The sequence below is a fragment of the Specibacter sp. RAF43 genome (genome assembly GCF_052114065.1).
Taxonomy (GTDB): domain Bacteria; phylum Actinomycetota; class Actinomycetes; order Actinomycetales; family Micrococcaceae; genus Specibacter.
Genome location: NZ_JBFREA010000016.1, coordinates 22,490 through 46,737, shown reverse-complemented (window position 1 = coordinate 46,737; position 24,248 = coordinate 22,490). Strand labels below are relative to the sequence as shown.

Below are 24,248 nucleotides of genomic sequence, written 5' to 3'. Positions count from 1 at the left end.
CCGGGGCGCCCGCCGTCTGCGTCGTCTCCGTGGTCAGGTGGCGTTAGGTGGCGTCCCCAGGGGAAGGGACTCGTGCAGGATGGCCGCTTCCTGCCGGAGGAACCGGGGCAGTTGCGGCAGGGGCGACGGCGGCGCCCCGGTCCGGATGGCCGTTGTCAGGATTTCGAGGGCCTCATGCACGGCGGCCAGCCCGCCAGCGGCCGGGCCGAGGGCCTTGGTGACGTCGCCGGCCATTCCGGCATCGCCGCGTTCGAGCATCCAGCACGTGGACAGGACGCAGTAGGCCAGGCCCTGGGCTGCTGAGACGGCGGGCCAGGACCGCTCGGCCGCGAGGCGCTGGGCCGCCGAGCCGCCCACGGCGGTGGCGTGGGCTTCGCCGAGCGTGAACGCCGCCGCCTGCAGTTTGCGCCGAGCCAGATGTGCCGGCCGGGTGTCGGCGGCGCCGTCGGCCAGGACGTTCACCACGGCGCCGGTGGCCTCCAGAACGGCCGTCAGCGCCTCGGGGATGCGGGTCAGCGTGGCCCGCGGGGTCAGGACCGCAAAGACGAGCAGCGCGATGCCGCAGCCGATGGTGGTGTCCACGCCGCGGGCCAGCAGGAGGCCCGGGATGTCGGCGACCTTCTGCCCGCCGGAGGAGATGGTGATGGCCGCAGTGGTGATGAACACGGCCGCCAGCGCGTAGTTGCGCATCACGGTGACCTCGATGGTGAACTGAACCACCATGATCAGCAGCGCCAGCCACAGCCCCTGGGGGTGCCCGGCCAGCACCGCTCCCGCCAGGAGAAGCCCCACCCAGGTGCCCACCAGCCGCTCGGCGCCTCGTTGGAGTGTACGGATCCAGTCCATGCCCATGTGAAGGATCAGCACGGCGGCGGCCACGGCCCAATAGGCCCGCTCCAGGCCCAGCAGACCCGCGGCAAGGCCGGCAATGAGCGCGGCCACGCCCACGCGCAAGACCACCAGCTGCGACATCGAGCCGGGCCGCAGCCCGTCCCGCAGCGCTTCCCAGGGGCCCGGCGCGCCCAGCGGGATGGACTCCCCGGCCGAGGTCGAGGGGGGTGCGTGCGCCGCGGCAAAGGCCAGCCGGACTGCCGCGTCCGCAATGGCCGGATCCGCTGAATCCCCGTTCCGGGCGGTCCGCACGGTCTCGGCAAACAGCAGGTGCAACTGCCTGTTGATTCCCCGCAGGCCCCTCAGGGTTGCCCCCTGCCACATGTGGGCCGGCTGGTGGGTCACCAGGGTGGCCCACGCGGCGTTCAAGGCCAGGGCGGCCCGGTGCCGGGCGCCGTGCCGGCGTGCCGTGCCGGCCACCACGGCGTAGGCGGCGACGGCCCGGCCGGCTGCGGCCACGGCGTGCTTTTCGGGGCCGCGCGGCCGGAAGAGCGCCGGCACCATGTGCACCACCCAGGCGAAGGCCCCGCCCGAAAGCACCAGCAGGCCGGCATGCCAGGGAGCCAGCCCCGCCGTGGGCAGTGCGGTCCCGGCGGCACAGGTCAACGTGAACATGTAGGCCCCCGGGCCGTCCACGCGGAGGGCGCTGCAGACATAGGTGGTTGCCATGGCCATCAGCGTGACGGTGGGCACGATCAGCAGCGGGATGGTTTCCACGGTCATGCCGAGGGCGACGGCGCCCGCGAAGGAAAGCGCGATCAGCGCCAGGTACCGGGCCCGGTTAAGGTACGGCCGGCCGCTGCCGTAGAGGGATGTGAAGGCGCCGAGGCTGGCCATCAAGCCGGCGACGGTCTGCCCGGTGAGCCAGCCGGCGATCAGCGGTGCCCCGGCGCAGATCGCCGCCCGCAGCCCGATCGGCCAGCGGCTCGGGGCGTCCTTGACGCTGAACAGCGCGCGAATCCCGTGCGGGGGCGGCGGCGGGGGGACCGCGGCCGCCCCGGGGGGCCGGTTCATGGGTCCAATCATGCCACTCGGCGCTCGGGGTGGGAGCCCTGCTCGCGACGGCCCGGCCCTTGCGCCGCGCGGTGGATCTCTGCAAGGCTCAGGCATGGGCGAAACGAATCCAAAGGCCGATCTGCAGCGCTACCTCCAGAGCGGCCGGGAGGCCATTGTGTGGAAACTCGAAGGGCTCTCCGACTACCACATCCGGCGTCCGCTCGTGCCGTCCGGCACCAACCTGCTCGGACTCGTCAAGCACCTTGCCGGCGTGGAAATCGGCTACTTTGGAGAGACTTTTGGCCGCCCCTTCTCTGCGCAGCCGCCCTGGCTGGAGGACGACGCCGAGGCCAATGCCGACATGTGGGCCACCCGGGAGGAGTCCCGCGAGTCAATCACGGCCCTGTACCGGCGGGCGTGGGCGCATTCCGACGACACCATCGCGGCCCTTGGCGTGGACGCGCCGGGCCAGGTCGCGTGGTGGCCCCCGGAGCGACGGCAGGTCACGCTGCACCAGGTCCTGGTCCACGTGATCGCCGAAACCCACAGGCACGCCGGGCATGCCGACGTCGTCCGGGAACTGATCGATGGCGCGGCAGGGCTGCGCCGGGACAATGACAACCTGCCACCGGGCGACCGGGCGTGGTGGGATGCCTACCGGGAAAAGCTCCAGGACAGCGCGGCGGCGTTCGGCACGCAGTAACCGACCCTGCGAGCTACAGCCAGTGCAGCCCTAGAGACATTCGGCCGGCAGGTGCATGATGGAGGTAGGCGGGCGTCAAAGAGCAGTTCCAGGGAATCGTTCGCCGGCCGGCTGGCATGCCGGCATCGGGCGAAGGATGGGTCATGAACACGTTGGCGCTTGGCTATATAGGTCTGGGCATGATCGTCCTGACCGTGATCATGAGTGTTATTGCCATCTATGGGGGGCGCAAGCACCGCGCCCACTGACCATGGGCGTCAATAGCCTCGGGCGTCGGGCCCCGCAGCGTGGAATTGATCAGTGCCGCAAGATGGGTGGTGCTGATCGTTGATGGGGTGCGGTCCGCCTCTTCCGATTGATTCAACGACATGGACCGGCGCCACCTGATGTTCCGCCGAGGCGCCGGTCTCGCCGTCCGGAGAGCCAATGGCCGTGCCGGCGAGGCCCGAACCTGCCTCGGCGCCCGGGTTGCGGGTGGCCTACCCGGATCTCCCGATAGCACCCTCATAACGGCTGAACTACCAGAGTCAGACCGCCAGTGAGACGAGCGCTTCGGCTTCCTTGACGCGGAGCTTACCGGACATCAACTGGGGGAGGAGTGCGTCGCGGGTTGCGGCCAGTATGGCGTTTTCTCTTTCGGATTGATTTGAGAGCTGAAATATCGGATCCATCGATGACGTGAACGATTGAAGTTTTGCGGAATTGGGCAGCTTAACCTTCGCGGCGTGTGCTTCGTTTCTGTTGAGCCCTGGCACGGCCGAGTCGGAATTCATTTCATCTAAGCGAATGGACTTAAGTAGAAAGTAAGCAAACAGGTAGCTGACGTCCTCGGAACGGGGGACAACATAATAAGTCGTGTCAATTGGGAAGTACGGCCCCGCCGACCAGTGAACTGCGCCAGCAGTTCCCTTTCGGCCTACTATGACGCCGGGCCCTGTCAGCAATGCCGTGTCGTGCCTACCGACAATTCCTCCGCTACCGAAGACATCAACTTCTCCCGGGACCCGTTTGGAAGCAGCAAGTGACTTTCCGTACTCCAACGACAGGACCTCGCCGATCGTAGCCCTCTTATCGGCAGATTTCATTAGGCTCTGGAATTCTGCGCGAACTAGATTAGTAGCGGTCGCAGCGAGTTTGGTGTTGGCGGCGATCTTGTCGTCGAGGGCGCCCAAGACTTCTGCGATAGATTGTTGCGTATCTAAGTTTGGCATTGGAAGTTTTGCATTGTTCAAATCACGAATTGGCAGCTGAGGTTGTGCGCTCCCTGACGTAAGAGCATCCACCTGATCGGAAAATGACTGGGATTGCAAGAAGTAAAGGAGAAAGCGAGAGTCTAGCCGCGATTCATCCGTCCTCAGTATGACCATTCCGGAGTTTATTCTCATATGCTCGAATGGAACGTTCTTGTCGAAGTAGGCGACGTTGCCAACCGTACCCCGAGTAGTCAAAACGAGGTCGCCTCGACGAAGCTTGCCATTGCGAAGCTGGGCATCTTTTTCAGCCGAAATGAAAGAAGTCTCATCGAATTGATACCCAGTTTTTGTCACATTTCGAGCGCTTAGAAATAGGCAATCACTATTTTGAGAGAAATCGCTGCCGTTCGGATAATTCTTGCCCCGGTCACCGTCGATTATTTGCAGTGGAGCGTCATTGAATCTGACTACCGATTCGCTCATGAAACCCTCCCCAACTGCTCGCGCACCACAGCCGCCAGCCGGTCGGACTCGTCGAACTGGGCGAACAGCTCCGCGGACAGGCGGACGATCTTGTCCTCGATCGGCTCGCCGTCGTCCTCGACGTCGGCCGCACCAACGTAGCGGCCGGGGGTGAGGGCGTAATCGGCGGCCTTAATCTCAGCAAGAGTGGCGGAGTAGCAGAAGCCCGGGATGTCGGCGTAGTTCTCGGCGGGCTCGCCCACCGGCGACGGCTCGACGGACGCCGAGCCCCGCCAGGCGTGGAAGGTGCCGGCAATGAGTGCAATGTCCTCGTCGGACAACGCACGCTCGGCGCGGTCCACCATGTGGCCCAGGTTCCGGGCGTCGATGAACAGCACCTGCCCCGTGCGGTCCACCGAACCGTGGGCACCCGCGGTCTTGTCCTTCGCGAAGAACCAGGTGCACACCGGGATGCCGGTGGAGCGGAACAGCTGGGTGGGCAGGGCGATCATGCAGGAGACCAGGTCGGCCTCCACCAGCTGCGCGCGGATGTCGCCCTCGCCGCCGGAGTTTGAGGACATGGAGCCGTTCGCCATCACCACGCCGGCCGAACCGCCCGGCGCCAGCTTGGAAATGATGTGCTGGATCCACGCATAGTTGGCGTTTCCGGCAGGAGGGACGCCATACCTCCAGCGCGGGTCGGACTCGGAGCGGGCCCAGTCCTTGATGTTGAACGGTGGGTTCGCCATGACGAAATCGGCCTGCAGATCCGGGTGCTGGTCGCGCGCGAAGGTGTCGCCCCAGCGCGCCGCCAGGTTCCCGTTCAAGCCGTGGATGGCCAGGTTCATCTTCGCCATCCGCCACGTGCGCTCGTTCAACTCCTGCCCGTAGACCGAAATCTCCGAGCCCTCCTTGTGGTGCGCGGCCAGGAACTTCTCGGCCTGCACGAACATGCCGCCCGAGCCGCAGCAGGGATCGTAGACGCGTCCGTGCGTCGGCTCCAACACCCCCACAAGCACGCGCACCACGCCGGCCGGCGTGTAGAACTCGCCGCCCCGCTTGCCCTCGGCGCGGGCAAACTTCTCCAGGAAGTACTCGTACACCTCGCCGAGGAGGTCGCGCGCCTTCGTGGCGCCCTCGCCGGTGAACTTGGCGGAGTTGAACAGGTCCAGCAGCTCGCCCAGGCGGCGCTGGTCAATGTTGTCCCGGTTGAAGATCATCGGGAGCGTGGCCGCCAGCGTTGGGTTCGCGCCCATGACGTACGCCATGGCGTCGTCAATCAGCTCGCCAACGGTCTTGGCGTGCTCATCCAGCGAGGCCTGCTTGCCCTTGGCGTGCTGCGCCAAATACGTCCACCGGGCCCGCTCCGGCACCCAAAACACGCCGCGGCCGGTGTACTCGTCAACGTCGTCGATGAGCTGGCCGATCTGGTCCTCATTGAGCCCGTCCGCCGCCAGCTCGGTGACGATCTGCCCGCGACGCTCGGCAAAGGCATCCGAGACGTACTTCAGGAACACCAGCCCCAGGATGACGTCCTTGTACTGGGAGGCATCCATGGAACCACGCAACTTGTCCGCGGCCTTCCACAGCGTGTCCTTCAGTTCCTTCATGGTGGACGGCAGCGCATCCACCTTCGCCTTTTTCGCAGCCACTAGCTGGTTCCCTCCGTCGTCGTGCCCAATTCCAAAACCTCAATACTGCCGTCCGCGGCACCGTCCATCAGCGCCCCGGACAGCGCATCCAGCCGCTGCAACCGTACCGCGACCCTCCCACGCTCGACCGCCACCGCCGTGAGCGCCCGCTGCAGTGCGGCGCCGGCGTCGCGGCCAATCCTGCGCACCCGCCAGTGCCGCCAGTTCCCGGCCGGCGACTGCCGAATGTCGTGCACCAGCATTGCCGGAACCAAGCCGCCGGGATCCGCGGTGCTGATCCGCAGGATCCGCGCCGGATACAGTACGACGGCGGCCCCCTCCTCATCGACCATGGCCGAAAGTTGCGCTCCGGTTGCGAAGATGACGTCGCCGGGCTCCGTCAGCCGGCCCCGGGGATAATTCCGGACGAAGTCCAACTGGTCGATCCGGCGGCTGCCGGTGACGCTGATACCGGTCAATTCTTCCACCCCGATGACGGTGAACTGCGCACCGGCCGTGGACCTGGTGCCAAGGCTGGATCCGGCCAGCCGGTGGCCCGGCAGGTACTTCAGCGCGCCGGCCGCCAATAGGGATTCAATGGTTGCCGGCGCCATGGCCGGATGCGACCCCGGGGCCAACTCGATGGACAAGTGGTTCCGCTTCGAAGCGTTCAGGGAGTCCCGCAGCTGTTCGGCCGCAAGCAGCCCCGTCGCGGCCGACCCTGCGGGGGCGGACGCCGGGCTCAGCGGCCCTGACGGCGTCGCCGAGGCCGTGAGGGCCCCCGTCCCAGCCAGCAAGGTCCTTGTCAGGACCAGCCGGGCAAAGCGGAAGGAGTGGGCCCGGATCTCTTCCAGGCCGCCCATGGACGCCGCCAGATCACCAACCACGTCCGCCCGGATGCCCTCGGAAAGCCGCACTCCCGTGAGGTCGGCGACCATGGTCCAGCGGTCGGCGATGGGAACCCCCTGGTGGGCCGGCCCAAGCACCCACAGTGCCTGGGCCTCGCGGGGCTTCGGCTTCAACATTCCCTGCGGCAGCCGGACGATGGCCCTGACCCGCCCCGATCGCAACACATCGGCGCGCGTCTGGGACGCGGCGCGGTCGACTCCGGGGAGTGAGTCCGCCAGCACCGAGGCGGGCGCAAGAACCACGGCGGCGGATGAGTCATCGAGCTCCAGGGCGATGTTATCGATGGCCGTCAAGATGGCACCAGCTCCAAGGGTTGGCAGCGACGGCGAGGGGAACTGGGCGAGCCGGACGGAAAACCCCGCCAAGAAGTCCGCCGGCGCGGCGTCAACCACCTGCAGGTTTTCCTTGTGCGCGCCGTGGACCGCGAGCCGGCGGCGGGCCAAACGGGCGGGACCGTCGTCCCTCCTGCCCACTGACAAGACGGCGGGCTCGGCCTCGCCCAGCATGTCCGCGACGGAGTGCAGGAAGTCGCCGCCGCCGTCGTCCATGAAGACGGGCGGGCGGATGCTGCCCGCGGCCAGCTCGATGGCCGTCGCGGCGACCAGCTCGACCGCCTCGGCGGTCAAGGTGGTGCGGACCAGGGCGCGCATGCCGGAGTGGAAACGGTCGGCGAGGAGCTGCTCAAATGCGGCCTCGGCGGTGTACGAGGCGTCTGTCAGGAGATCGGCGTAGGCGGCCAGCGGCGACAGCTCGCCGCCCAGGGCCGCAATTTCGGTGAAAAGGAAGGCGTCGTCGGGGTCGCACTCGTCGGCGCTGTCCAGGAGGTCCTCGGCGGACAGCGCGCCAAGGCGCGAGTCCGTGAGGCAGCGCAATGTGAGCAGGGCCGTCAGCCCCGTGAAGTGCGCGCGCTTTGCATCGGGGCCCGGCAGGGTGGCGAACGCGGCCACGTCCTCGGCGGCGTGCGGGTTGTTGCCGCGGGCGGTCGTCTGGAGCCAGCTGGTGATGTCGATGGCGTCGAATAGTTCCTGGGTGCCCACCGCGTCTACGGGGGCCGGGAACGGTGTGCCGGTGTGCCTGCTGCGCGAGCGCCACATGGAAACCACGGGGCGCTGGACCTTGGCCAGCAGGGCGATGTCACGCAGGGTGATCCGCAGGCCGGACCCGCCGGTGGTGCCGCTCATGCGGATCTCCTCTCTGCTGGCCAGCGCTGGTGGCTCCAGACTACGGCCAGTGGCCCACAATGCTCGATACGCTCTGATAATGCCCCTTATCAGCCCAATCGGCCAAATTGACCGCATCGATCACTTAGCTTCGATACGTGGCCCACGGAGAGTGGGCGAGGAGACCAGGCTGGGGGTGGCCTCCCCGTCCGCTCGACGGTTTGTCGAACGGGCCGGTACCGGAGCTGCCGCCTGTAAGCGGGTGGCCGCATCCATCGAGGGGAGATTGACCATGAATGAATCCGAAGGACACGTTGATCCACCCCAGAAGGGGGCGGGCGAGGCCGAGGAGGCTGAAGACCTCGACGCCGACCGGCCGGCAGATGCGCCGGTCGAACCGCCCTCTGTCCAACCGCGAACCTCTCCCTACGACTGCTCGCTGCCTTGGCCCTGGTCCACGGACGGCCGGTTCTAACCATGAGCCGGGATGCCGGACCATGCCAGGGACATCTTCCCGCAACTGCCTACGGACCGAAGAATGTCAGACCCTATTGACACGCTTCGAAAACATCACTYGATCACTTGGAGCAAGCATGACTATTCCAGCGCCCCCGGACGTTCCGCCTCACACAGTGGGGCCGGCGCCGGCAGCACAACCTTTGGCGCCAAGCCCGGACGCGCCGTGGCCGGAGCTGCCCGCAAAGCCCACGGGCAGCAGGAAGCACCTCTTCTTCGGTGCCGGGGGCCTGGTCGTCGGGATCATCATCGGGCTGCTGGGTKGACTGATGCTGGGCGTCGTGGGGGACGCGCTTTCGGCATCCAACCGGATCGAGGCCGCCGTCAAGGCCTGTCCCGCCGACAGCTCCGAGGGTGTGACGGTCATGGACAAGGGCCGGAGCCTGGAGATGAAGACCGCAGGGGAAAAATCCGTCGGGACATCCATCGTCACCGTGGCGTGCATCCTCAATGAACTGGGCGCCCCGGAAAGCCTGTACTCCCGGATCGACTCCACGAGGGCCCTCGACGGCACTCGGGAAGCCGCATGGGACGGCTACACGGCCTCCTGGACCTATCACCCGGACAACGGGCTCAACATGATCGTTGAAACCGCTAAATAGATTCGCATTCATCGTCAGGAGTAGTCATGAATACCCCCGAAGTCCCGGAACCCGCGGTTCCAACTCAGGCCAAGGCCGGCGACGCCGGCGCCACGGACAACGTGCCCAAACAGTCGCTGTCCTCAAACGCCGGGCCCACCCTTGGGACGCCAACCGTTCCGTCCGGCGGTTCAGCCAGGACCATTTCTGCCGGCGGTTCAGTCCGGGCGACCGCGGACGCGCCGGCCCCGCCGGCACGGCCTCCGACCGCACCCGTTACAGGCAAGAGGTCAAAGCCCGCCAAGCCCGCCAAGGCAGCAAAGCCGGCCAAGGCGACGGCCACGGTCCCGGGCAAACGACGCAAAGGCAAGGTGGCCGCAATGGTGATCGCCGGCGTCGTACTCTTTGGCGGCGGAGTATGGACCGGGACGGCGGTCACGGATCCCACCACCAGCGACCAATACCTTGCGCTGGCGGCCACGGCGAAGACCGCCGCGGCCGACCGGGACCGGATCGCCGCGGATCGGACAACCGTCAGCGGCCAGCTGGCCGGCCTGCAGGCCGACATCACCACCCGCGAGGCGGCGGCAGATGCCAAGGCGGTGGCCGCGGATAAGCATGAGGCCACGGTCAAGGCGTCCGAAGAGGCGCTGAAGAAACGCGAAGCTGTCGTAACCGGGGCCGAAAAGACCAAGGCGGCCAACACGGTGGGGGACGGCACCTGGGTGGTTGGCGTCGACATCGCCGCCGGGACCTACCGGACCAAGGCCGACGTCGAATCCTCGTGCTACTGGGGCATCTACGCCAGCGGCAGCAACGGGGACGACATCATCAACAACGACATCCCGGGCGGCGGCCGTCCCTCGGTGGTCCTGTCCGCCGGGCAGGACTTCAAGACCGCACGCTGCGGCTCGTGGGAAAAGCAGTAGCGCCTTCCTTTCCCAGCACCATCGATGTGCCGCCGTTCGGCGGCAACCACCACCACATGTCGGGCCGGCAGCCTTGCCATGCCCGGAAAGGAACCACCATGAAACATACTGCCTACGCGGCGGCACCCCAGCAGGTCCCGCTGGCCCCGGTTGGCCCGGAAGGGTCCAAGTCCTTCCTGGTCACCTGGCTGCTGTCCTTGTTCCTCGGCTACTTCGGCGTCGATCGTTTCTACCTTGGCAAGGTGGGCACGGGCCTGCTGAAGCTGGTCACCCTCGGCGGCCTGGGGATTTGGGCGCTGGTCGATCTGATCCTCACGCTTGCCGGCAAGCAGCGCGACAAGCAGGGCATGCTGCTCGCCGGCTATGCCAAGAACAAGGTGCTGGCCCTGATCGTGACGGCCGTGCTGCTGGTCATCGGCGCGGTCAGCGGCGGTGCCGCCGGGAGTTCCGCCGCGGTGACCGGTTCGAGCGTGGTGGCGCCGGCCGCCGCGAAGGTTGCGGAGGCGCCCGCCGCCAAGGCCCCCGCAGCGGAGGCGCCCGCCGCCAAGGCCCCCGCAGCGGCGACGTGGACGGAAGTCACGTCCTTGAGCGGCACCGCGAACACCGCCGGCCAGGTCTTTGAACTGACCGGTGCCGAGGCGCGGATGACCTATGAGTTCAAGGCCGCCAACGCGGATTTCGCGATTGCCTCCGTGTATCTTGAGCCGGAAGGCAAGGATATTGCCACCGAGGGCGCCATGCCGGTGGTCATGATCACCAAGCCGGACTCGGCCACTACGGCCCTGCACAAAAAGGCGGGCAAGTACTTCCTGGACGTCCGCGCGGCCAACATCGATTCCTGGACGGTCAAGATCGAGGAAAAGCGGTAGCCGTCCGGCCCTGACCGGGTTTGCGAGGGCGGGTTTGCGTCAGCTGCGTCCGATGCGGGTCCGCCCTCCCGCGCGCCACCGCGGACGACGGCGCAACGCCCCCATCCGGCCTCGAGCATCGCCGACCCCGCGGTTCGCCTCCGGTTAACCTCCCGTCCAAGCGAACCGGGCCGAATCTTCCCTTGAGCGTGCCACAGTGGCTGCCGTCGCACTCATCGAGGAAGGTTCGCCATGAACGATTTGAAGAAGCTTTTGCCCATGCTCGGCCACACGCGGGGAAAGCGCAGCGCCGTCACCTGCGATCTCAAATGTGACAACGCCTGCACCAAGGCCGTCTGCAACACCTCCGCCAACAGCTACTTCCGGGACATCGCGTCCGCGGAATTCTCGCGCCGCTCGGCGCTGGGGTTCGGCCTGGCCGGCGCGCTCAGCGCCGCGGTCGTGGTCCAGGGCCAGCCCGTCCGGGCGAACCAGTACGACGGCGGGACCAACAGCAAGTCCGGCAAGCTCCCCTTTGCGCCGATCGCCCCGGTGGGCGCGGCAGTGGACGCCTTCACCGTTCCCCAGGGCTACGGCTGGCAGCCGATCATCCGCTGGGGCGACCCCCTGTTCACGGACTCGCCCGACTTTGACTTCTCGAACCAGAGCGCCGGCGCACAGGCCGGCCAGTTCGGCTACAACAACGACTACCTGGAAATCCTGCGCCAGCCCAACGGCAAAAAGGGCCTGCTGGTCTGCAACCACGAATACGTCAACCCGGCCATCATGTTCGACGCCGCGCCCGCCGACGACGCGGAGAAGGCCCGGCGCCGCAACATCTTCCGCAACGCCGTGGGCATGTCCGTTGTCGAGCTGACCCGCGAGCACAAGGGCCAGCCGTGGAACTACGTCCGCGGCGGCCAGCTGAACCGCCGCATCACCGTCGACACACGGTTCGAGCTCACCGGCCCGCTGGCCGGCTCGGAACTGGTCAAGACGGCCGCCGATCCCCACGGCCGCTTTGTGTTCGGCACGCTGGGCAACTGCGCCGGCGGCAGCACCCCGTGGGGCACCATCCTCTCCGGTGAGGAAAACTTCAACGGCTTCTTCCGCACCAACGGGCTCTCCGCCGAGGACCGCCGCTACGGGCTGGGAAACAAGGCCACGTCCATGGGCTGGGAAAACGAGGACCCCCGCTTTGACGCCCGCGGCGCGGACTTCCGCAACGAACCCAACCGCTTTGGCTACATCGTGGAGATCGACCCCGAAAACCCGAACTCCGTGCCGCGCAAGCACACCAGCATGGGCCGCTTCAAGCACGAGGGCGCCAACGTCATCATCGCCGAGAACGGCAAGGTGGTCGCCTACTCGGGCGACGACGAGCGCTTCGACTACCTGTACAAGTTCGTCTCCAAGAACAAATACAAGAAGAACAACAAGGCGCACAACATGACGCTCCTGGCCGAGGGCGACCTATACGTGGCCCAGTTCGCCGGGAACTCGGCGTCGGAGATTGACGGCTCCGGCCAGGTCCCGGCCGACGGCTCGTTCGACGGCGCCGGCCGGTGGCTGCCGCTGGTGGTCAACGGCAAGAGCGCCATTGCGGGCATGAGCGTTGAGGAGGTCCTGGTCTACACGCGCCTGGCCGCGGACAAGGCGGGGGCGACCAAGATGGACCGCTGCGAGGACGTCGAGCCGAGCCCGCGCACGGGCAAGGTGTACGTCGCCTGCACCAACAATTCCAATCGCGGCGTGGGCTCCCACGCCCCGGCGAACGAGGCCAACCCGCGCACCGCAAACCGCGACGGCCACATTGTGGAGATCACCGAACGCCGCGGGGACCAAACCGCCACATCGTTCAACTGGAACCTGCTGATGCTGTGCGGGGATCCGGCCACGAACCCGCAGACGTACTTCGGCGGCTTCCCCACCGAGAAGGTCAGTCCCATCTCCTGCCCGGACAACCTCGCCTTCGACACCCAAGGCAACCTGTGGATCTCCACGGACGGCGCGCCGTCGACCATCGGCTACAACGACGGCCTGTTCAAGGTGGGCCTCCAGGGCGACAACCGCGGCAACGTTCAGCAGTTCCTGTCCGTCCCCCGCGATGCCGAAACGTGCGGACCCATCATCCACGACGACGAGTCGATGGTGTACGTGGCGGTGCAGCACCCGGGTGAGGACGGTTCCTACGGCGAGCACACGTCCTTCTTCCCGGACTACGTTGCCGCGGGCACCACGCCGGCACGGGGCCAGGTCCGCGCACCCCGCCCGTCGATCGTCCAGGTGTTCCCTGAGCGCGCCGGACACACCAAGTAGGGAAACGTGAGGGGGCCGCTGGCTGCCCGGTCGTGGGGACCAGGCAGCCAGCGGCCCCTTTTTGCGTACGTACGTATGTGACCAATATGACCAGAAGCCGCCTGGTTTCTACCAATACGACCAAAAGATTGATGTCCCTTGTGCGTGCCCGGAGCATGAATACAGCACCATTCGTGTTTCACGTCACAAAGGAGTGAGCAATGTTCCGTACTGCCAGTTTCAATTCCGGTTCGCCGACCCGCCGCAGCGTCCTCGGCCTCGGCGCCCTGGGCGCCGTCGGCTTGGCGGCCGCCCTGGCCGGCTGCGGCAGCCCCGCGGGAGGGCAGGCAGCCCCGGGGGCCGCCGGCAATGCCGGCACGCCAAGCTACTACCCCGCCGACTACTCCAAGATCATCGATGCGTCGAAGGCCGAGGGCGGCGCCCTGTCGATCTACTCGAACACCGACCAGGAAAACTGGGCACCCATTCTCCGCGACTTCAAGGCCAAGTACCCCTGGACCAAGGTCTCCGCGGACAACCTCGACAGCGACGAGGTGTTCCAGCGCCAACTGAGCGAGACGGCCACCGGCAAGGCGCCGGCAGACATGCTCGTTTCCAACGCCGTGCAAGCCTGGGCGAGCTATGCCTCAAAGCCGGATTCCCTCATGGCCTATGACTCCCCGGAAACCAAGGAGCTGCCCGATTTCGCCCAGCTGATGCCCAACGTCTGGGCCATGTCGCTTGACCCCGTGGGCATCGCCTACAACTCCGCTCTCATGAAGGAAGCGCCGACGAGCATCGCCGACCTGGCCAAGACCGTCTCCGCCGACTCCGGAAAATACAAGAACAAGATCACCACCCGCGACGTCAAGGGCGCATGGGGCTTCAGCGTTTCCCACGCCTTCACCGAAGGAAACACCAAGGCCTGGTCCGGCCTTGACGAGATCCTGCCGTCGGCCCGTCCGGAAACATCCTCCGGCACCCAGAAGGAGAAGATCCTATCCGGGGAATACCTTGCCGGCTTCTTCATCAGCTCCGCGGTGGGCTACCCGGCCGAGAAAGCCAGCGGCGGGCTGATCAAGTTTGTCCTGCCCAAGGACGGCACCGTTGTCCTGGGCCGCGGAATCGGCATCACGCCCAAGGCGCCGCACCCGGCGACGGCGAAGCTGTTCCTTGACTTTGTCCTTTCCGAGGCCGGCCAGAACGCCGTCGCAGAAGGCGGCCTCAGCTCCTACCGAGACAACGTCCAGCTGACGGAGGGCCGCCACACCTACCAGGAAGTGGAGAAGCTGGCCGGGAAGGACGGCATCATCCGCGTGCCCTATAAAGTCGTCCCGGACGCCGAAGTCTCAGCGTTCGTGTCCCAGTGGAACGCCAATCTCGGCAAATAGCATCCGTTCCTCCGACAGTCACCAGGCAGGCTAAGCAATGACCACCACCCGCACGGAAAGTGCAGTCCAATCGCCGGCCGGCCGATCCACCCTGCCGGCGCCGAAGTACCCCCGGGTCTTCGGCGTCGGCCGGGGCAGGCTCGTGCAATACGGCATCCTCGTCCTCTTGGCACTCTTCGTTCTCGCCCCGATCGTCCCGATTCTCTTCCAGTCCTTCCGGGACCGGCCCCTGTATGAGGCCGGCGGACTCCTGACGGCCGGCAACTACGTCAAGCTGTTCACGGATGCCGGCTTCGGGCAGGTCGTCCTGAACACCGCGATCTTCGCGGTCGGCACCACTGTGCTCACCCTTGTCATCGCCATCCCCATGGCCGTGCTCGTCGTTCGCACGCGCCTGCCCTTCGGGCGGCTGCTCGGCCTGTCGATGCAGTGGCCGTTCTTCATTTCCTCACTCATCCTCGGTTTTGGCTGGATCACACTGTACGGGCCGGCCGGCTTCATCAGCGTCCAGCTGCGTGAGCTCCTCGGGTTCGTGCCATGGAACCTATACTCCCTGGGCGGCATGGCCGTCACCGAGGCCGTGGGGCTTGCCCCCATCGCCTACGTTTTCTGTGCCAACGCCCTGCGCCAGTCGGATGCGTCGCTGGAGAGCGCCGCCCGCGTTTGCGGTGCCGGCCCGGTCCGCATCCTCTTTCAGGTGGTGGTGCCGATGCTCCGGCCACCGATTGTCTACAGCTCCATCCTCATCTTCAGCATGTCGCTGGAAACGCTCAGTGTCCCGCTGCTTTATGGCACACCCGTGCGCATCGAGGTGTTCTCCACCTTCCTCTACACGAACGGGCTGCAGTCCATCCAGCCCGACTACGGCATCCTGGGCGCGGCATCAACCCTCATCCTGGCCGTGACGATCGGCACCGTGGCCATCCAGGCTAAGGTGCTCAAGAATGCCCAGCGGTTCATTTCCGTCCGGGGCAAGGCCACCCGGCCGCGGCTGCTCGACTTGGGCTGGATCCGGTGGGTCGCCGCCGCAGCGATTGTCATTTACGTCATTTTTGGTGCCCTGCTGCCCATCCTGGGCCTCGTCTTCCGGTCCTTCACCATGATCTTCACCCCGCTGCAAAGCCCCTTCGAGACACTGACCCTTTCCAACTACCAACGCGTCTTCACCTACCCGGTTTATGTGCAGTCCATCACCAACAGCGTGACGGTGGCCGCGGTGGGCGCCGTCCTGGTCAGCGTCCTGGCGCTGCTTGCCGTCCTGGTTGCCCGGCGTTCGCCGTTCACGTTTGCACGCAGCGTTGAATACCTGGCGCTGGCGCCCCAGGCCATGCCGGGAATCATTGTTGGCATCGGCTTCTTCTGGGCGTTCGCGCTCACCCCCGGCGGCGGCTGGGTGCAGGGCACCCTGATGGCGGTCATCATCGCCTTTGGCCTGCGTGCACTGCCCACGGCGTTCGGGTCCATCGCCCCGGCCATCATGCAGATTGGCCGGGAACTCGACGATGCGGCGCGGACCTCCGGCGCGGACTGGTTCGGCACCTTCTTCCGCATCCTGCGCACGCTCTTGCGCCCGGCCTTTGTGGGGGCGCTCATCCTGGTGTTTGTCACCATGATGAAGGAATACTCGGCCGCGTTGTTCCTGTCCTCGGCCAACACCGGCGTGATCGGAACCACCATGCTCGACCTGTGGGTGCAGGGCAACACCGGTTCCGTCGCGGCGCTGGCCACCCTACAAATTGCCATTACCGCTGTGTTCGTCGCCGTGGCGAGCATGTTCATGAAGGGACATACCGATGCCTGAAGTACACGTCTGCGGACTCCATAAGAAGTTTGGCGACGTCACCGTTTTGAACGACATCAACTTCACCATTCGGGAAGGGGAATTCTTCACCCTGCTGGGTCCGAGCGGATGCGGCAAGTCGACCACGCTGAACTGCATCGCCGGGCTCGAGTCGCCAACCTCGGGGTCCATCACCGTGGGCGGCGTGCCGTTTGTCGATACGGCCAAGAAGCTTTACGTACCCACCGAGGAACGAAACCTCGGCATGGTCTTCCAGTCCTACGCCCTCTGGCCGCATATGACGGTGCAGCAAAACCTGGTGATGCCCCTTGCCATCCGCAAGGCCTCCAAGGAAGAAAAGGCCGTACGGATACATGAGGCGCTCGACACCGTGGGACTGGCGCACCTGAAGGACCGCTACCCCCACCAGCTCTCCGGCGGCCAGCAGCAGAGGGTCGCCCTCGCCCGCGCGCTGGTGTATTCGCCCTCGGTCCTGCTGCTGGATGAGCCGCTGTCCAACCTGGACGCGAAGCTGCGCGAGCAGTCCCGGGCCTGGTTGAAGCGCCTGCAGGTGGAGCTGGGGATCACCACGGTGTACGTGACCCACGACCAGGACGAGGCCCTCTCGTTGAGCGACCGGATCGCGGTGATGTTTGACGGGAAGATGACACAGATCGGCACGCCGGCCGAGATCTACGAAAAGCCTGCCACCGCGGCCGTCGCCGCATTTGTCGGCAGCTGCAACTTCTTCACCGGACGGTTCGAAGAACAGCGCGGCGGAATTGCGCACGTCCGTCTCGAGAACACCGGACTGGTTGTGAAGGTCGCCAGCAACCTTTCGCTCAACCCAGGCGATGCCGTAACAGTGGCGGTGCGGCCCGAGCGGCTGACCATCACCCCGGCCACGGCGGATGTCACGGGGGCCAACGTGCTGGAGACCTCGGTGTTGACCCGTTCCTATGTCGGCTCCCGCTACGAGTACGGCCTGAAGCTTGGCACCAACGTGGTCCAGGTCATCTCACCCACCGGAAACCTCGACGGCGGCGTCCGGCTCGTGTTCGACGCCGAGGACGCACTCCTCTATGCGGGCTCGAACGTTCCCTCGGCCGAGGCCCAGGAACTCATGACGGTCGCCTCATGACCTGCCGGCCGTGATGGGCGTGACGAGGCGGCCGCGAGCGGTCATGTTGGTGCTGGCACACGCCGTCGTGATCCAAGTCATCACCTTTGGCATGCGGCCAACGCTGTCCTATGCCGTCCTGGACTTGGGTGGCTCACCGGCGCTGCTCGGTGTTGTGGTCGCCGCATTTGCCGTGCCCGCACTCCTGTTGGCGCTGCCGGCCGGCCACGTCATAGACCGCATCGGCGAACGGGCCTCCCTGCTCGCCGGTGCGTGCGCACTTGTTGTGGCTGCATTGATTGCAACCTTTGGCGGGGGCTCTGTGGCGGCGCTGCTGCTGGCCACCACGTTCCTGGGCATGGGCCACCTGCTCTCCGTGATCGGGGAGCAGGCCATGGTCGCCAATACGACGAACCGCGGCCAGTATGACTCGAAGTTCGGATATTTCACCTTCGCCTCGTCGCTGGGCCAAACGATCGGGCCGCTCCTGCTGGCGCTGCCGGGGGGCACCGTGGAGACGCCTCCCGTGGGGCTCATCTTCATCGTGTCCGGGGCGCTCAGTGTCGTGTTGCTCGGCATCTCCTTCTTCGTCCGGAGCTCGCAGCGGCCGGTGATCGAGCAGCGGGCCCGGATGCTGCCGGCGGCCGCGGCCCTGCTGCGCACCCCCGGCCTCGTGCGTGCGCTCCTGGCCGGCAGCATCGTCCTGGCATCGGTCGACCTCTTCTTGGCCTATCTGCCCGCGCTCGGACACGAGCGCGGGATCGCGGCCGTCGTCGTCAGCGCCATGCTGGTTGTCCGGTCGATGTTCTCGATGTTTTCGCGCCTGTTCCTTGGCCCCATGGTCAAGGTGCTCGGACGCCGGCGGCTCATGGTGTGGACCATCGGGGTCTCGGCCGTTGGCCTGGCCGCCTTCGCCCTTCCCCTGCCCGTCGCTGCGCTACTTGTTCTCGCGGCCGTCTATGGATTCGCGATCGGCACGTGCCAACCCATCACGATGTCCTGGATCGCCGAGCTGGCCACTCCCGGCACCCGCGGGCTGGCGATGTCGCTGCGCCTGGCCAGCAACCGGCTCGGACAAACCGTGCTGCCGTCCCTGCTGGGGGTTCTGGCGGCCGCAGCAGGGGCGGCGGGCGTCTTCGTCGCCACGGGCCTGATGCTGTTCGGCGGCGCCTGGGCCGGGGCCGCCGTCGGGGAGGCCCAACCTGGGGAAGTGGACGATGAACTGGCCCGCGACTAGGACCGGTCCCATATTCTGGCAAAATGGGCGGATGAGACGACGACTGACCCTACGGGCGCAACTGCTGCTGCTCCAGGTCGCAATAGTGCTCATCACCGTTGTGGGTACGGGCGCCGTTGCCAGCTTCATGCAGGAACACCAGCTCAGGGAAAACTATCGCGATCGGATGATTGGGGTTGCCCAATCGATTTCCACGAATCCGGTGATCGTCGATGCCTTCGGTGACACGGACCCCAGCCACACCATCCAACCGATTACCGAACTCCTCAGCAAGTCCTCCGGAATAGCGTATGCGGTGGTCATGAACAAGGACGGCATCCGGTATTCGCATCCCGATCCGGCCATGATTGGCAAGCACGTCTCCACCGACCCGGGCGTCGTGCTGTCAGGGAACACCTACGTCGGCACCCAAAAGGGAACCCTGGGTGAGTCCTGGCGTGTCAAGGTGCCGATATTCGATGATGACCATGCGGTGATCGGCGCGGTTTCAGTTGGTGTCCTGGAATCCGATCTGCGCAGCGAGTACCTCTCCAACGCCACCTGGCTGTTCGTCACCATTGGGATAGCGGCAATCTTTGGCGTGATCGGTGCCGCCTGGGTGACGGTGGTGATCCGCAAGCGCATCTTTGGCCTGGAGCCCGAACAGATCGCCGGGCTGCTCGAAGAGCGTGAGGCCATACTTCACGGCGTGCGCGAAGGCGTCGTCGCCGTTGATGACGGTGGCCGAATCGCCTTGATCAACGACGCCGCCCTGCGTCTGCTCTCCCTCGAGGATGAGCCGAACCTGGTGGGGACACTTGCCAAGGATTCCCTCGACGACGTGCTGGTGGGACTCCTGGACACCGGCGACGCCGAACAGTCGCTGGTGCTCTCCGGTGAGAGGGTGCTGCTGGTACGCCGCGACATCGCCAAGATCAGCGGCCGCACGATCGGCACCATCCTTATCCTGCGCGACAACACCGAATTACACACGTTGCTCCGCGACCTCGACGGCGTGCAGGGTTTGGCTGACGGCCTGCGCGCCCAGGCACACGGTTTCGCCAACAAGCTGCACGTGATTTCCGGGCTCCTGGAGCTGGGTCGCGTAGACCAGGCGGTGTCCTTCATTTCCCATGAAAGAAGCGGAGGGACACTCTTGGGCGTGACCGGGCGGACGGGCATCCGTGAGCTTGAAGTGGCCGCGCTGCTGCTGATGAAACGGGCGCGCGCCGAGGAACTTGGCATCACCATGGTGATCACACCGGAGTCGACGCTGCCCGTGCTGTCGTCGCAGCCCTCGGCGGAGATCCTGCGCACCGACCTGGTGACCATCATCGGCAACCTGCTTGACAACGCCGTCGAAGCGACGGAGGCCGGTGGCAGGATTTCAGTGTCCGTCACTGAGCGCACGGATGCCAACGGCGCCGGAGAACTTCTCATCGAGGTGGCGGACTCCGGCCCGGGGATCCCGCCGGAGCTGCAGGAGATGGTCTTCACCCCCGGATATTCGTCAAAGTCGGCCCGGCCCGGAGCGGTTTCCACCGGCCGCGGGATCGGACTGACGCTCGTGAAGAGGATAGCCACCCGGCACGGCGGCACGGTCGGGATTGGGAACGGACCGGCCACCGGCGGCGACTTGCCGGGGGCGCGGATCACGGTGGCGCTGCCCATCGACAGCGGCGACATTGCTCCCGCCCAGTTGCTTGAGGCGTCCGCGGGGGAAATATCATGAGCGCGGAACTCAGGGTGGTCATTGTCGAAGATGACCTGGGCGTGGCGCATATCAACCGCGAGTTCGTCGCGTCGCACCCGGGCTTCACGGTTGTTGGCGAGGCCCACTCGGGCACGGAAGCCGTTGCCCTCATTGAAGAACTGAAGCCGGACGTGGTGCTGCTGGACTTCTACCTGCCGGACTTTTCCGGCCTGGAGGTGCTGGCGCGCCTGAGCGCCGGCCGGGGCAGCCGGCTCGAAGTGATCGCGGTCACGGCGGCGAGGGATTTGGACAGCGTGCGCGAGGCCCGCGCCAAGGGCGTCCGCCACTATCTGGTCAAGCCGTTTATGGCGTCCGCCCTGTTTGAACGGCTCGACGAGGTTGCCAGGCAATACGACACGGTGCGCCGCACTTCCCGGGGCAAAATCCTCGACCAGCGAAGCGTGGACGTCATCATCGCCAGCACCGGCGGCCGCTATGCGCCCCCGCCCAAGGGTCTCTCCGATGCCACGCTCCAGCGTGTCCATCTTGCCCTCCAGTCCGCCGGTGCAGACGTCTCGGCCGCCGAACTGGCGCAGCGGGTGGGAATGTCGCGGGTGGGCGCCAGACGCTACCTGGAGCATCTCGTTGACCAGGGCCGGGCCACCCTCACGCCGCGTTACGGCGGGGCGGGGCGCCCGGAGAACCGCTACAGGAGTTCGTCCTAGGGCGTTCACGCCCGTACTATCTGCCCACTGGAGGACGCCGGCCGCGCCCGGGCAAATCCACAGGCGGCCACGGTGGTAAAATCACACTTGAGTACACCCCCATAACTTTTAGCGACACAGGCCGGCCCCCGGCCGCCGCCGTCGCGCATCATGGCAGCACAACATCGCCACCCGGCGCCGCCTGCCTCTTACCCCACCCCAGAGAACGGAACCCATGAGAAGAACCGCTCGTCAGACCCCGCCCGCCCTTGAGAATGGCGCAATGCGCATCGTCGCCCTCGGAGGACTGGGGGAGATCGGTCGCAACATGACCGTCTTCGAGTACGGGGGAAAGCTGCTGATCGTGGACTGCGGCGTCCTCTTTCCCGAGGAAAACCATCCCGGCGTCGACTTGATTCTGCCCGACTTTTCCTACCTGAAGGACCGCTGGCAGGACGTGGTGGGCCTGGTGCTCACCCACGGCCACGAGGACCACATCGGCGGTGTGCCGTACCTGCTCAAGCACCGCAGCGACATTCCCGTCATTTCCGCCCGGCTGACCCTGGCCTTCCTGAAGACCAAGCTGGAGGAACACCGGATCAAGGCCAAGATGATCCAGGTCAAGGAAGGCGACCGTCGCAAGTTCGGTCCGTTCGACGTCGAATTCCTGGCCGTCAACCACTCCATCCCGGACGGTCTGGCCGTCGCCATCCGTACGCCCGCCGGCCTGGTACTGGAGACCGGTGACTTCAAGATGGACCAGTTCCCGCTGGACAAGCGCATCACCGACCTGGCCGGCTTCGCCCGCCTGGGCGAGGAAGGCGTGGATTTGTTCATGCCCGACTCCACCAACGCCGAGGTCCCGGGCTTCCTGGCCGCTGAGGCGGACCTGGCACCGGCCATCGACAATGTCATGCGCACCGCCCCGCGCCGCGTGGTGGTCTCCAGCTTCGCCAGCCACGTCCACCGCATTCAGCAGATCATCGACTCCGCGCACAAGTACAACCGCAAGATCGCCTTCGTGGGCCGCTCCATGGTCCGCAACATGACGACCGCCCGCGAGCTTGGCTACCTCACGATCCCGCGCGGCATGCTGGTGGAGGCCAAGGAACTGGAAAAGATGGCCCCCACCAAGGCCGTGCTCATCTGCACCGGCTCACAGGGGGAGCCCATGGCAGCGCTGGCGCGCATGGCCAACGGCGACCACCAGATCAACCTGACCGAAGGGGACACCGTCCTGCTGGCCAGCTCGCTGGTGCCCGGCAACGAGTCCTCGATCTACCGGCTCATCAACGACCTCACCAAGCAGGGCGCCAACGTGGTGCACAAGGGCAACGCCAAGGTCCACGTCTCCGGCCACGCCAGTGCCGGGGAGCTGGTCTACTGCTACAACCTGGTCCGCCCCCGCAACGTGATGCCCGTGCACGGTGAATACCGCCACCTGAAGGCGAACGCCGAGCTTGCGGTCCGCACCGGCGTCGACCCCAAGCGCGCGCTGATTGTCGAGGACGGCACCACGATCGACCTCAAGGACGGCGTGGCCCGCGTGAGCGGCAGCGTTCCCGCCGCCTATGTGTATGTGGAGAACATGGTCGCCGGCGCGGCAACCGAGGAGTCCCTGCAGGACCGGCTCCGGCTGGCCGAGGACGGCGCCGTCACCGTCTTGCTGATCATCAACCCGGACACCGGCAAGATCGAGGAGGACCCGGAGTACTTTGCCGTGGGATTCAACCTCGCCGAGAAGGACCTGGAGAAGGCCACCGGAATCGTGGAGAAGACCATCTCGGGGCTCCGGGGCGAGAAGACGGGCCGGGGTGCCGAAAAGGCCGTCGCCGACGCCCTGCTGCGCTGGTCCGACCGTGCGCTGCGCCGCAAGCCGGTGTACACGGTCATCATCGTCGAGGCCTGATCCCCACCACTCGTTGAAGTGCTGACCGCCTGCGGGGCCGTCGCGGTTGAGACCGCGGCGGCCCCGAGGCGTTCCTGGTGAACCATGCGCCTTGTGAACCATGCGCCTTGTGAACTATGCGCCTTAAGAACTATGCGTCAAACGGCGGCGGCCCCACAATGACGATGCCGCCGTTGAGCCGCCCCGATTCCTGGATGCGGTCAAAGTCGACGACGCCGGGGCCGGCGTCGTCGGCGCGCAGGGGTTCGCTGGCCCCCAGGTAGAAGGCCTGGGCGTTGCCGGGCGTCTGGAAGCACAGCACGCTGGTGCCCTCGGCCAGCACCTTAAAGGCGTGCGGCACGCCGCGCAGCGCCACGCTCAGCCCGCCCGCGCCCACGCGCTCTTCCACGCCGTCCAGGTTCATCAGGATCTCGCCGGAGAGGATGTACAGGGTCTCATCTGTGTCCGGGTGAATGTGCAGGGGTGTGACCTTGCCGCGCTCCATGTCGTCACGATTGATCAAAAACGCCCCGCCGGTCTCCTGGGCCTGGGCCAGCCAGGTGTGGACGCCGCCGCCGAAGAACCACCGCCGCTCGCCTTCCCCGGCCTGGCGGATGAATGACTTTGCCTGCTTCTTCGTGTCCATGGGACTCGCCTCTTGGGTGGTTACAGAGCTTGTGGGACGTATGTCCCATAACAAGACTGCGGTATCATAAAGAGTATGTCAACCCCTTATGTGGAACTCGGCCGGAGCGGACAGAAGCGACGTACCCTCAAGGCGCTCGTCGAGGCAGCGCGCGAGATGGTCGCCGCCGGCCAGTCGCCAACGGTGGACGACGCGGCCCTCGCGGCCGGGGTGGCCCGAAGCACGGCCTACCGCTACTTCCCGGGACAGCGGGAGCTCCTGGCCGCCGCCCACCCCGAGACGGCGCTGCAGTCGATGCTGCCGGCGCACCCGGGGGACGACCCCGCCGAACGGCTGGACGCCGTCGTCGTCAGGTTCACCGCCATGATCCTCGGCACGGAGGCGCAACAGCGGACCATGCTCCGGCTGTCGCTGGATCCGACGACGCCGGGCGCGGCACTTCCGCTCCGGCAGGGTCGTGCCATCCCCTGGATCACGGAGGCCCTGGCGCCGCTGGGCGGGACATTGGCCGACGACGAACTGCGCCGCCTGGTCCTGGCCGTCCGCAGCGCCATTGGGATCGAATCCCTGGTCTGGCTAACGGACATTGGCGGACTGTCCCGGGAGGAGGCCGTGGCATCCATGCGCTGGAGCGCCCAGGCCCTGCTGCGCCACGCCCTGGAATCGGGCCCGCCGGAATATGGAGCCTGATTC

Annotated in this window: 18 protein-coding genes; 13 read left to right on the top strand and 5 right to left on the bottom strand. The window is 66.3% G+C overall.

Annotation, left to right across the window (positions count from 1 at the left end; genetic code table 11):
• Positions 1–33: 33 nt before the first annotated feature.
• Positions 34–1,905, bottom strand: a complete 1,872-nt coding sequence (locus AB4Y80_RS10600; RefSeq protein ID WP_442214082.1) for an FUSC family protein — start codon at positions 1,903–1,905, stop codon at positions 34–36.
• Between the two features lie 94 nt (positions 1,906–1,999).
• On the opposite strand from AB4Y80_RS10600, the gene AB4Y80_RS10595 reads away from it, so the two are divergent.
• A complete protein-coding gene (locus AB4Y80_RS10595; protein WP_442214081.1) occupies positions 2,000–2,590 on the top strand; it encodes a DinB family protein in 591 nt (196 codons plus the stop codon).
• Positions 2,591–3,117: 527 nt separating this feature from the next.
• Here AB4Y80_RS10595 and AB4Y80_RS10590 read toward each other — a convergent pair.
• From AB4Y80_RS10590 to AB4Y80_RS10580, 3 genes are read right to left on the bottom strand one after another with little or no spacing between them, the layout of a single operon-like run.
• Positions 3,118–4,266, bottom strand: a complete 1,149-nt coding sequence (locus tag AB4Y80_RS10590) for a restriction endonuclease subunit S (RefSeq protein WP_442214080.1) — start codon at positions 4,264–4,266, stop codon at positions 3,118–3,120.
• Positions 4,263–5,855 carry a type I restriction-modification system subunit M gene (locus AB4Y80_RS10585; RefSeq protein WP_442214110.1) on the bottom strand — a complete coding sequence of 531 codons (1,593 nt, stop codon included), beginning with the start codon at positions 5,853–5,855 and terminating at the stop codon, positions 4,263–4,265. The genes AB4Y80_RS10590 and AB4Y80_RS10585 overlap by 4 nt, the downstream gene beginning before the upstream one ends.
• A 41-nt stretch (positions 5,856–5,896) precedes the next feature.
• On the bottom strand, positions 5,897–7,966 hold the full coding sequence (locus tag AB4Y80_RS10580; protein ID WP_442214079.1) for a hypothetical protein: 2,070 nt from the start codon (positions 7,964–7,966) through the stop codon (positions 5,897–5,899).
• A 572-nt stretch (positions 7,967–8,538) separates the two neighbouring features.
• Here AB4Y80_RS10580 and AB4Y80_RS10575 point away from each other — a divergent pair.
• The 11 genes from AB4Y80_RS10575 (at position 8,539) to AB4Y80_RS10525 (ending at position 22,930) form a co-directional block, all read left to right on the top strand.
• Positions 8,539–9,063: a hypothetical protein gene (locus AB4Y80_RS10575; RefSeq protein ID WP_442214077.1), complete on the top strand. Its 525-nt coding sequence runs from the start codon at positions 8,539–8,541 to the stop codon at positions 9,061–9,063.
• Positions 9,064–9,089: 26 nt separating this feature from the next.
• The gene (locus AB4Y80_RS10570) at positions 9,090–9,971 is read left to right on the top strand and encodes a hypothetical protein (protein ID WP_442214076.1); all 882 of its coding nucleotides are present in this window, start codon (positions 9,090–9,092) and stop codon (positions 9,969–9,971) included.
• Positions 9,972–10,069: 98 nt separating this feature from the next.
• Positions 10,070–10,840 (top strand): TM2 domain-containing protein, encoded by a 771-nt coding sequence (locus tag AB4Y80_RS10565; protein ID WP_442214075.1) that lies wholly within the window; start codon positions 10,070–10,072, stop codon positions 10,838–10,840.
• A 231-nt stretch (positions 10,841–11,071) separates the two neighbouring features.
• The gene (locus AB4Y80_RS10560) at positions 11,072–13,138 is read left to right on the top strand and encodes a PhoX family protein (RefSeq protein WP_442214074.1); all 2,067 of its coding nucleotides are present in this window, start codon (positions 11,072–11,074) and stop codon (positions 13,136–13,138) included.
• A gap of 200 nt (positions 13,139–13,338) precedes the next feature.
• On the top strand, positions 13,339–14,508 hold the full coding sequence (locus tag AB4Y80_RS10555; protein WP_442214073.1) for an ABC transporter substrate-binding protein: 1,170 nt from the start codon (positions 13,339–13,341) through the stop codon (positions 14,506–14,508).
• A gap of 37 nt (positions 14,509–14,545) precedes the next feature.
• The gene (locus AB4Y80_RS10550) at positions 14,546–16,309 is read left to right on the top strand and encodes an ABC transporter permease (protein ID WP_442214072.1); all 1,764 of its coding nucleotides are present in this window, start codon (positions 14,546–14,548) and stop codon (positions 16,307–16,309) included.
• Positions 16,302–17,429: an ABC transporter ATP-binding protein gene (locus tag AB4Y80_RS10545; protein WP_442214071.1), complete on the top strand. Its 1,128-nt coding sequence runs from the start codon at positions 16,302–16,304 to the stop codon at positions 17,427–17,429. Before AB4Y80_RS10550 ends, AB4Y80_RS10545 begins: the two co-directional genes overlap by 8 nt.
• Before the next feature lie 43 nt (positions 17,430–17,472).
• Positions 17,473–18,645, top strand: coding sequence for an MFS transporter (locus AB4Y80_RS10540; RefSeq protein ID WP_442214070.1), 1,173 nt, complete (start codon positions 17,473–17,475; stop codon positions 18,643–18,645).
• 31 nt (positions 18,646–18,676) lie between these two features.
• Positions 18,677–20,356 carry an ATP-binding protein gene (locus tag AB4Y80_RS10535; RefSeq protein WP_442214069.1) on the top strand — a complete coding sequence of 560 codons (1,680 nt, stop codon included), beginning with the start codon at positions 18,677–18,679 and terminating at the stop codon, positions 20,354–20,356.
• Positions 20,353–21,042 (top strand): response regulator, encoded by a 690-nt coding sequence (locus AB4Y80_RS10530; RefSeq protein WP_442214068.1) that lies wholly within the window; start codon positions 20,353–20,355, stop codon positions 21,040–21,042. Before AB4Y80_RS10535 ends, AB4Y80_RS10530 begins: the two co-directional genes overlap by 4 nt.
• 262 nt (positions 21,043–21,304) lie before the next feature.
• A complete protein-coding gene (locus AB4Y80_RS10525) occupies positions 21,305–22,930 on the top strand; it encodes a ribonuclease J (RefSeq protein ID WP_442214067.1) in 1,626 nt (541 codons plus the stop codon).
• Positions 22,931–23,060: 130 nt separating this feature from the next.
• Here AB4Y80_RS10525 and AB4Y80_RS10520 read toward each other — a convergent pair whose 3' ends face one another.
• Positions 23,061–23,555, bottom strand: coding sequence for a cupin domain-containing protein (locus AB4Y80_RS10520; RefSeq protein ID WP_442214065.1), 495 nt, complete (start codon positions 23,553–23,555; stop codon positions 23,061–23,063).
• Between the two features lie 75 nt (positions 23,556–23,630).
• On the opposite strand from AB4Y80_RS10520, the gene AB4Y80_RS10515 reads away from it, so the two are divergent.
• Positions 23,631–24,245: a TetR/AcrR family transcriptional regulator gene (locus AB4Y80_RS10515; RefSeq protein WP_442214064.1), complete on the top strand. Its 615-nt coding sequence runs from the start codon at positions 23,631–23,633 to the stop codon at positions 24,243–24,245.
• Positions 24,246–24,248: the final 3 nt, after the last annotated feature.

Coding starts and splice junctions, on each gene's coding strand:
- AB4Y80_RS10600 (WP_442214082.1), bottom strand. CDS start 1,905: ATGAACCGGCCCCCCGGGGCGGCCGCGGTCCCCCCGCCGCCGCCCCCG.
- AB4Y80_RS10595 (WP_442214081.1), top strand. CDS start 2,000: ATGGGCGAAACGAATCCAAAGGCCGATCTGCAGCGCTACCTCCAGAGC.
- AB4Y80_RS10590 (WP_442214080.1), bottom strand. CDS start 4,266: ATGAGCGAATCGGTAGTCAGATTCAATGACGCTCCACTGCAAATAATC.
- AB4Y80_RS10585 (WP_442214110.1), bottom strand. CDS start 5,855: ATGAAGGAACTGAAGGACACGCTGTGGAAGGCCGCGGACAAGTTGCGT.
- AB4Y80_RS10580 (WP_442214079.1), bottom strand. CDS start 7,966: ATGAGCGGCACCACCGGCGGGTCCGGCCTGCGGATCACCCTGCGTGAC.
- AB4Y80_RS10570 (WP_442214076.1), top strand. CDS start 9,090: ATGAATACCCCCGAAGTCCCGGAACCCGCGGTTCCAACTCAGGCCAAG.
- AB4Y80_RS10565 (WP_442214075.1), top strand. CDS start 10,070: ATGAAACATACTGCCTACGCGGCGGCACCCCAGCAGGTCCCGCTGGCC.
- AB4Y80_RS10560 (WP_442214074.1), top strand. CDS start 11,072: ATGAACGATTTGAAGAAGCTTTTGCCCATGCTCGGCCACACGCGGGGA.
- AB4Y80_RS10555 (WP_442214073.1), top strand. CDS start 13,339: ATGTTCCGTACTGCCAGTTTCAATTCCGGTTCGCCGACCCGCCGCAGC.
- AB4Y80_RS10550 (WP_442214072.1), top strand. CDS start 14,546: ATGACCACCACCCGCACGGAAAGTGCAGTCCAATCGCCGGCCGGCCGA.
- AB4Y80_RS10545 (WP_442214071.1), top strand. CDS start 16,302: ATGCCTGAAGTACACGTCTGCGGACTCCATAAGAAGTTTGGCGACGTC.
- AB4Y80_RS10540 (WP_442214070.1), top strand. CDS start 17,473: ATGTTGGTGCTGGCACACGCCGTCGTGATCCAAGTCATCACCTTTGGC.
- AB4Y80_RS10535 (WP_442214069.1), top strand. CDS start 18,677: ATGAGACGACGACTGACCCTACGGGCGCAACTGCTGCTGCTCCAGGTC.
- AB4Y80_RS10530 (WP_442214068.1), top strand. CDS start 20,353: ATGAGCGCGGAACTCAGGGTGGTCATTGTCGAAGATGACCTGGGCGTG.
- AB4Y80_RS10525 (WP_442214067.1), top strand. CDS start 21,305: ATGCGCATCGTCGCCCTCGGAGGACTGGGGGAGATCGGTCGCAACATG.
- AB4Y80_RS10520 (WP_442214065.1), bottom strand. CDS start 23,555: ATGGACACGAAGAAGCAGGCAAAGTCATTCATCCGCCAGGCCGGGGAA.
- AB4Y80_RS10515 (WP_442214064.1), top strand. CDS start 23,631: ATGTCAACCCCTTATGTGGAACTCGGCCGGAGCGGACAGAAGCGACGT.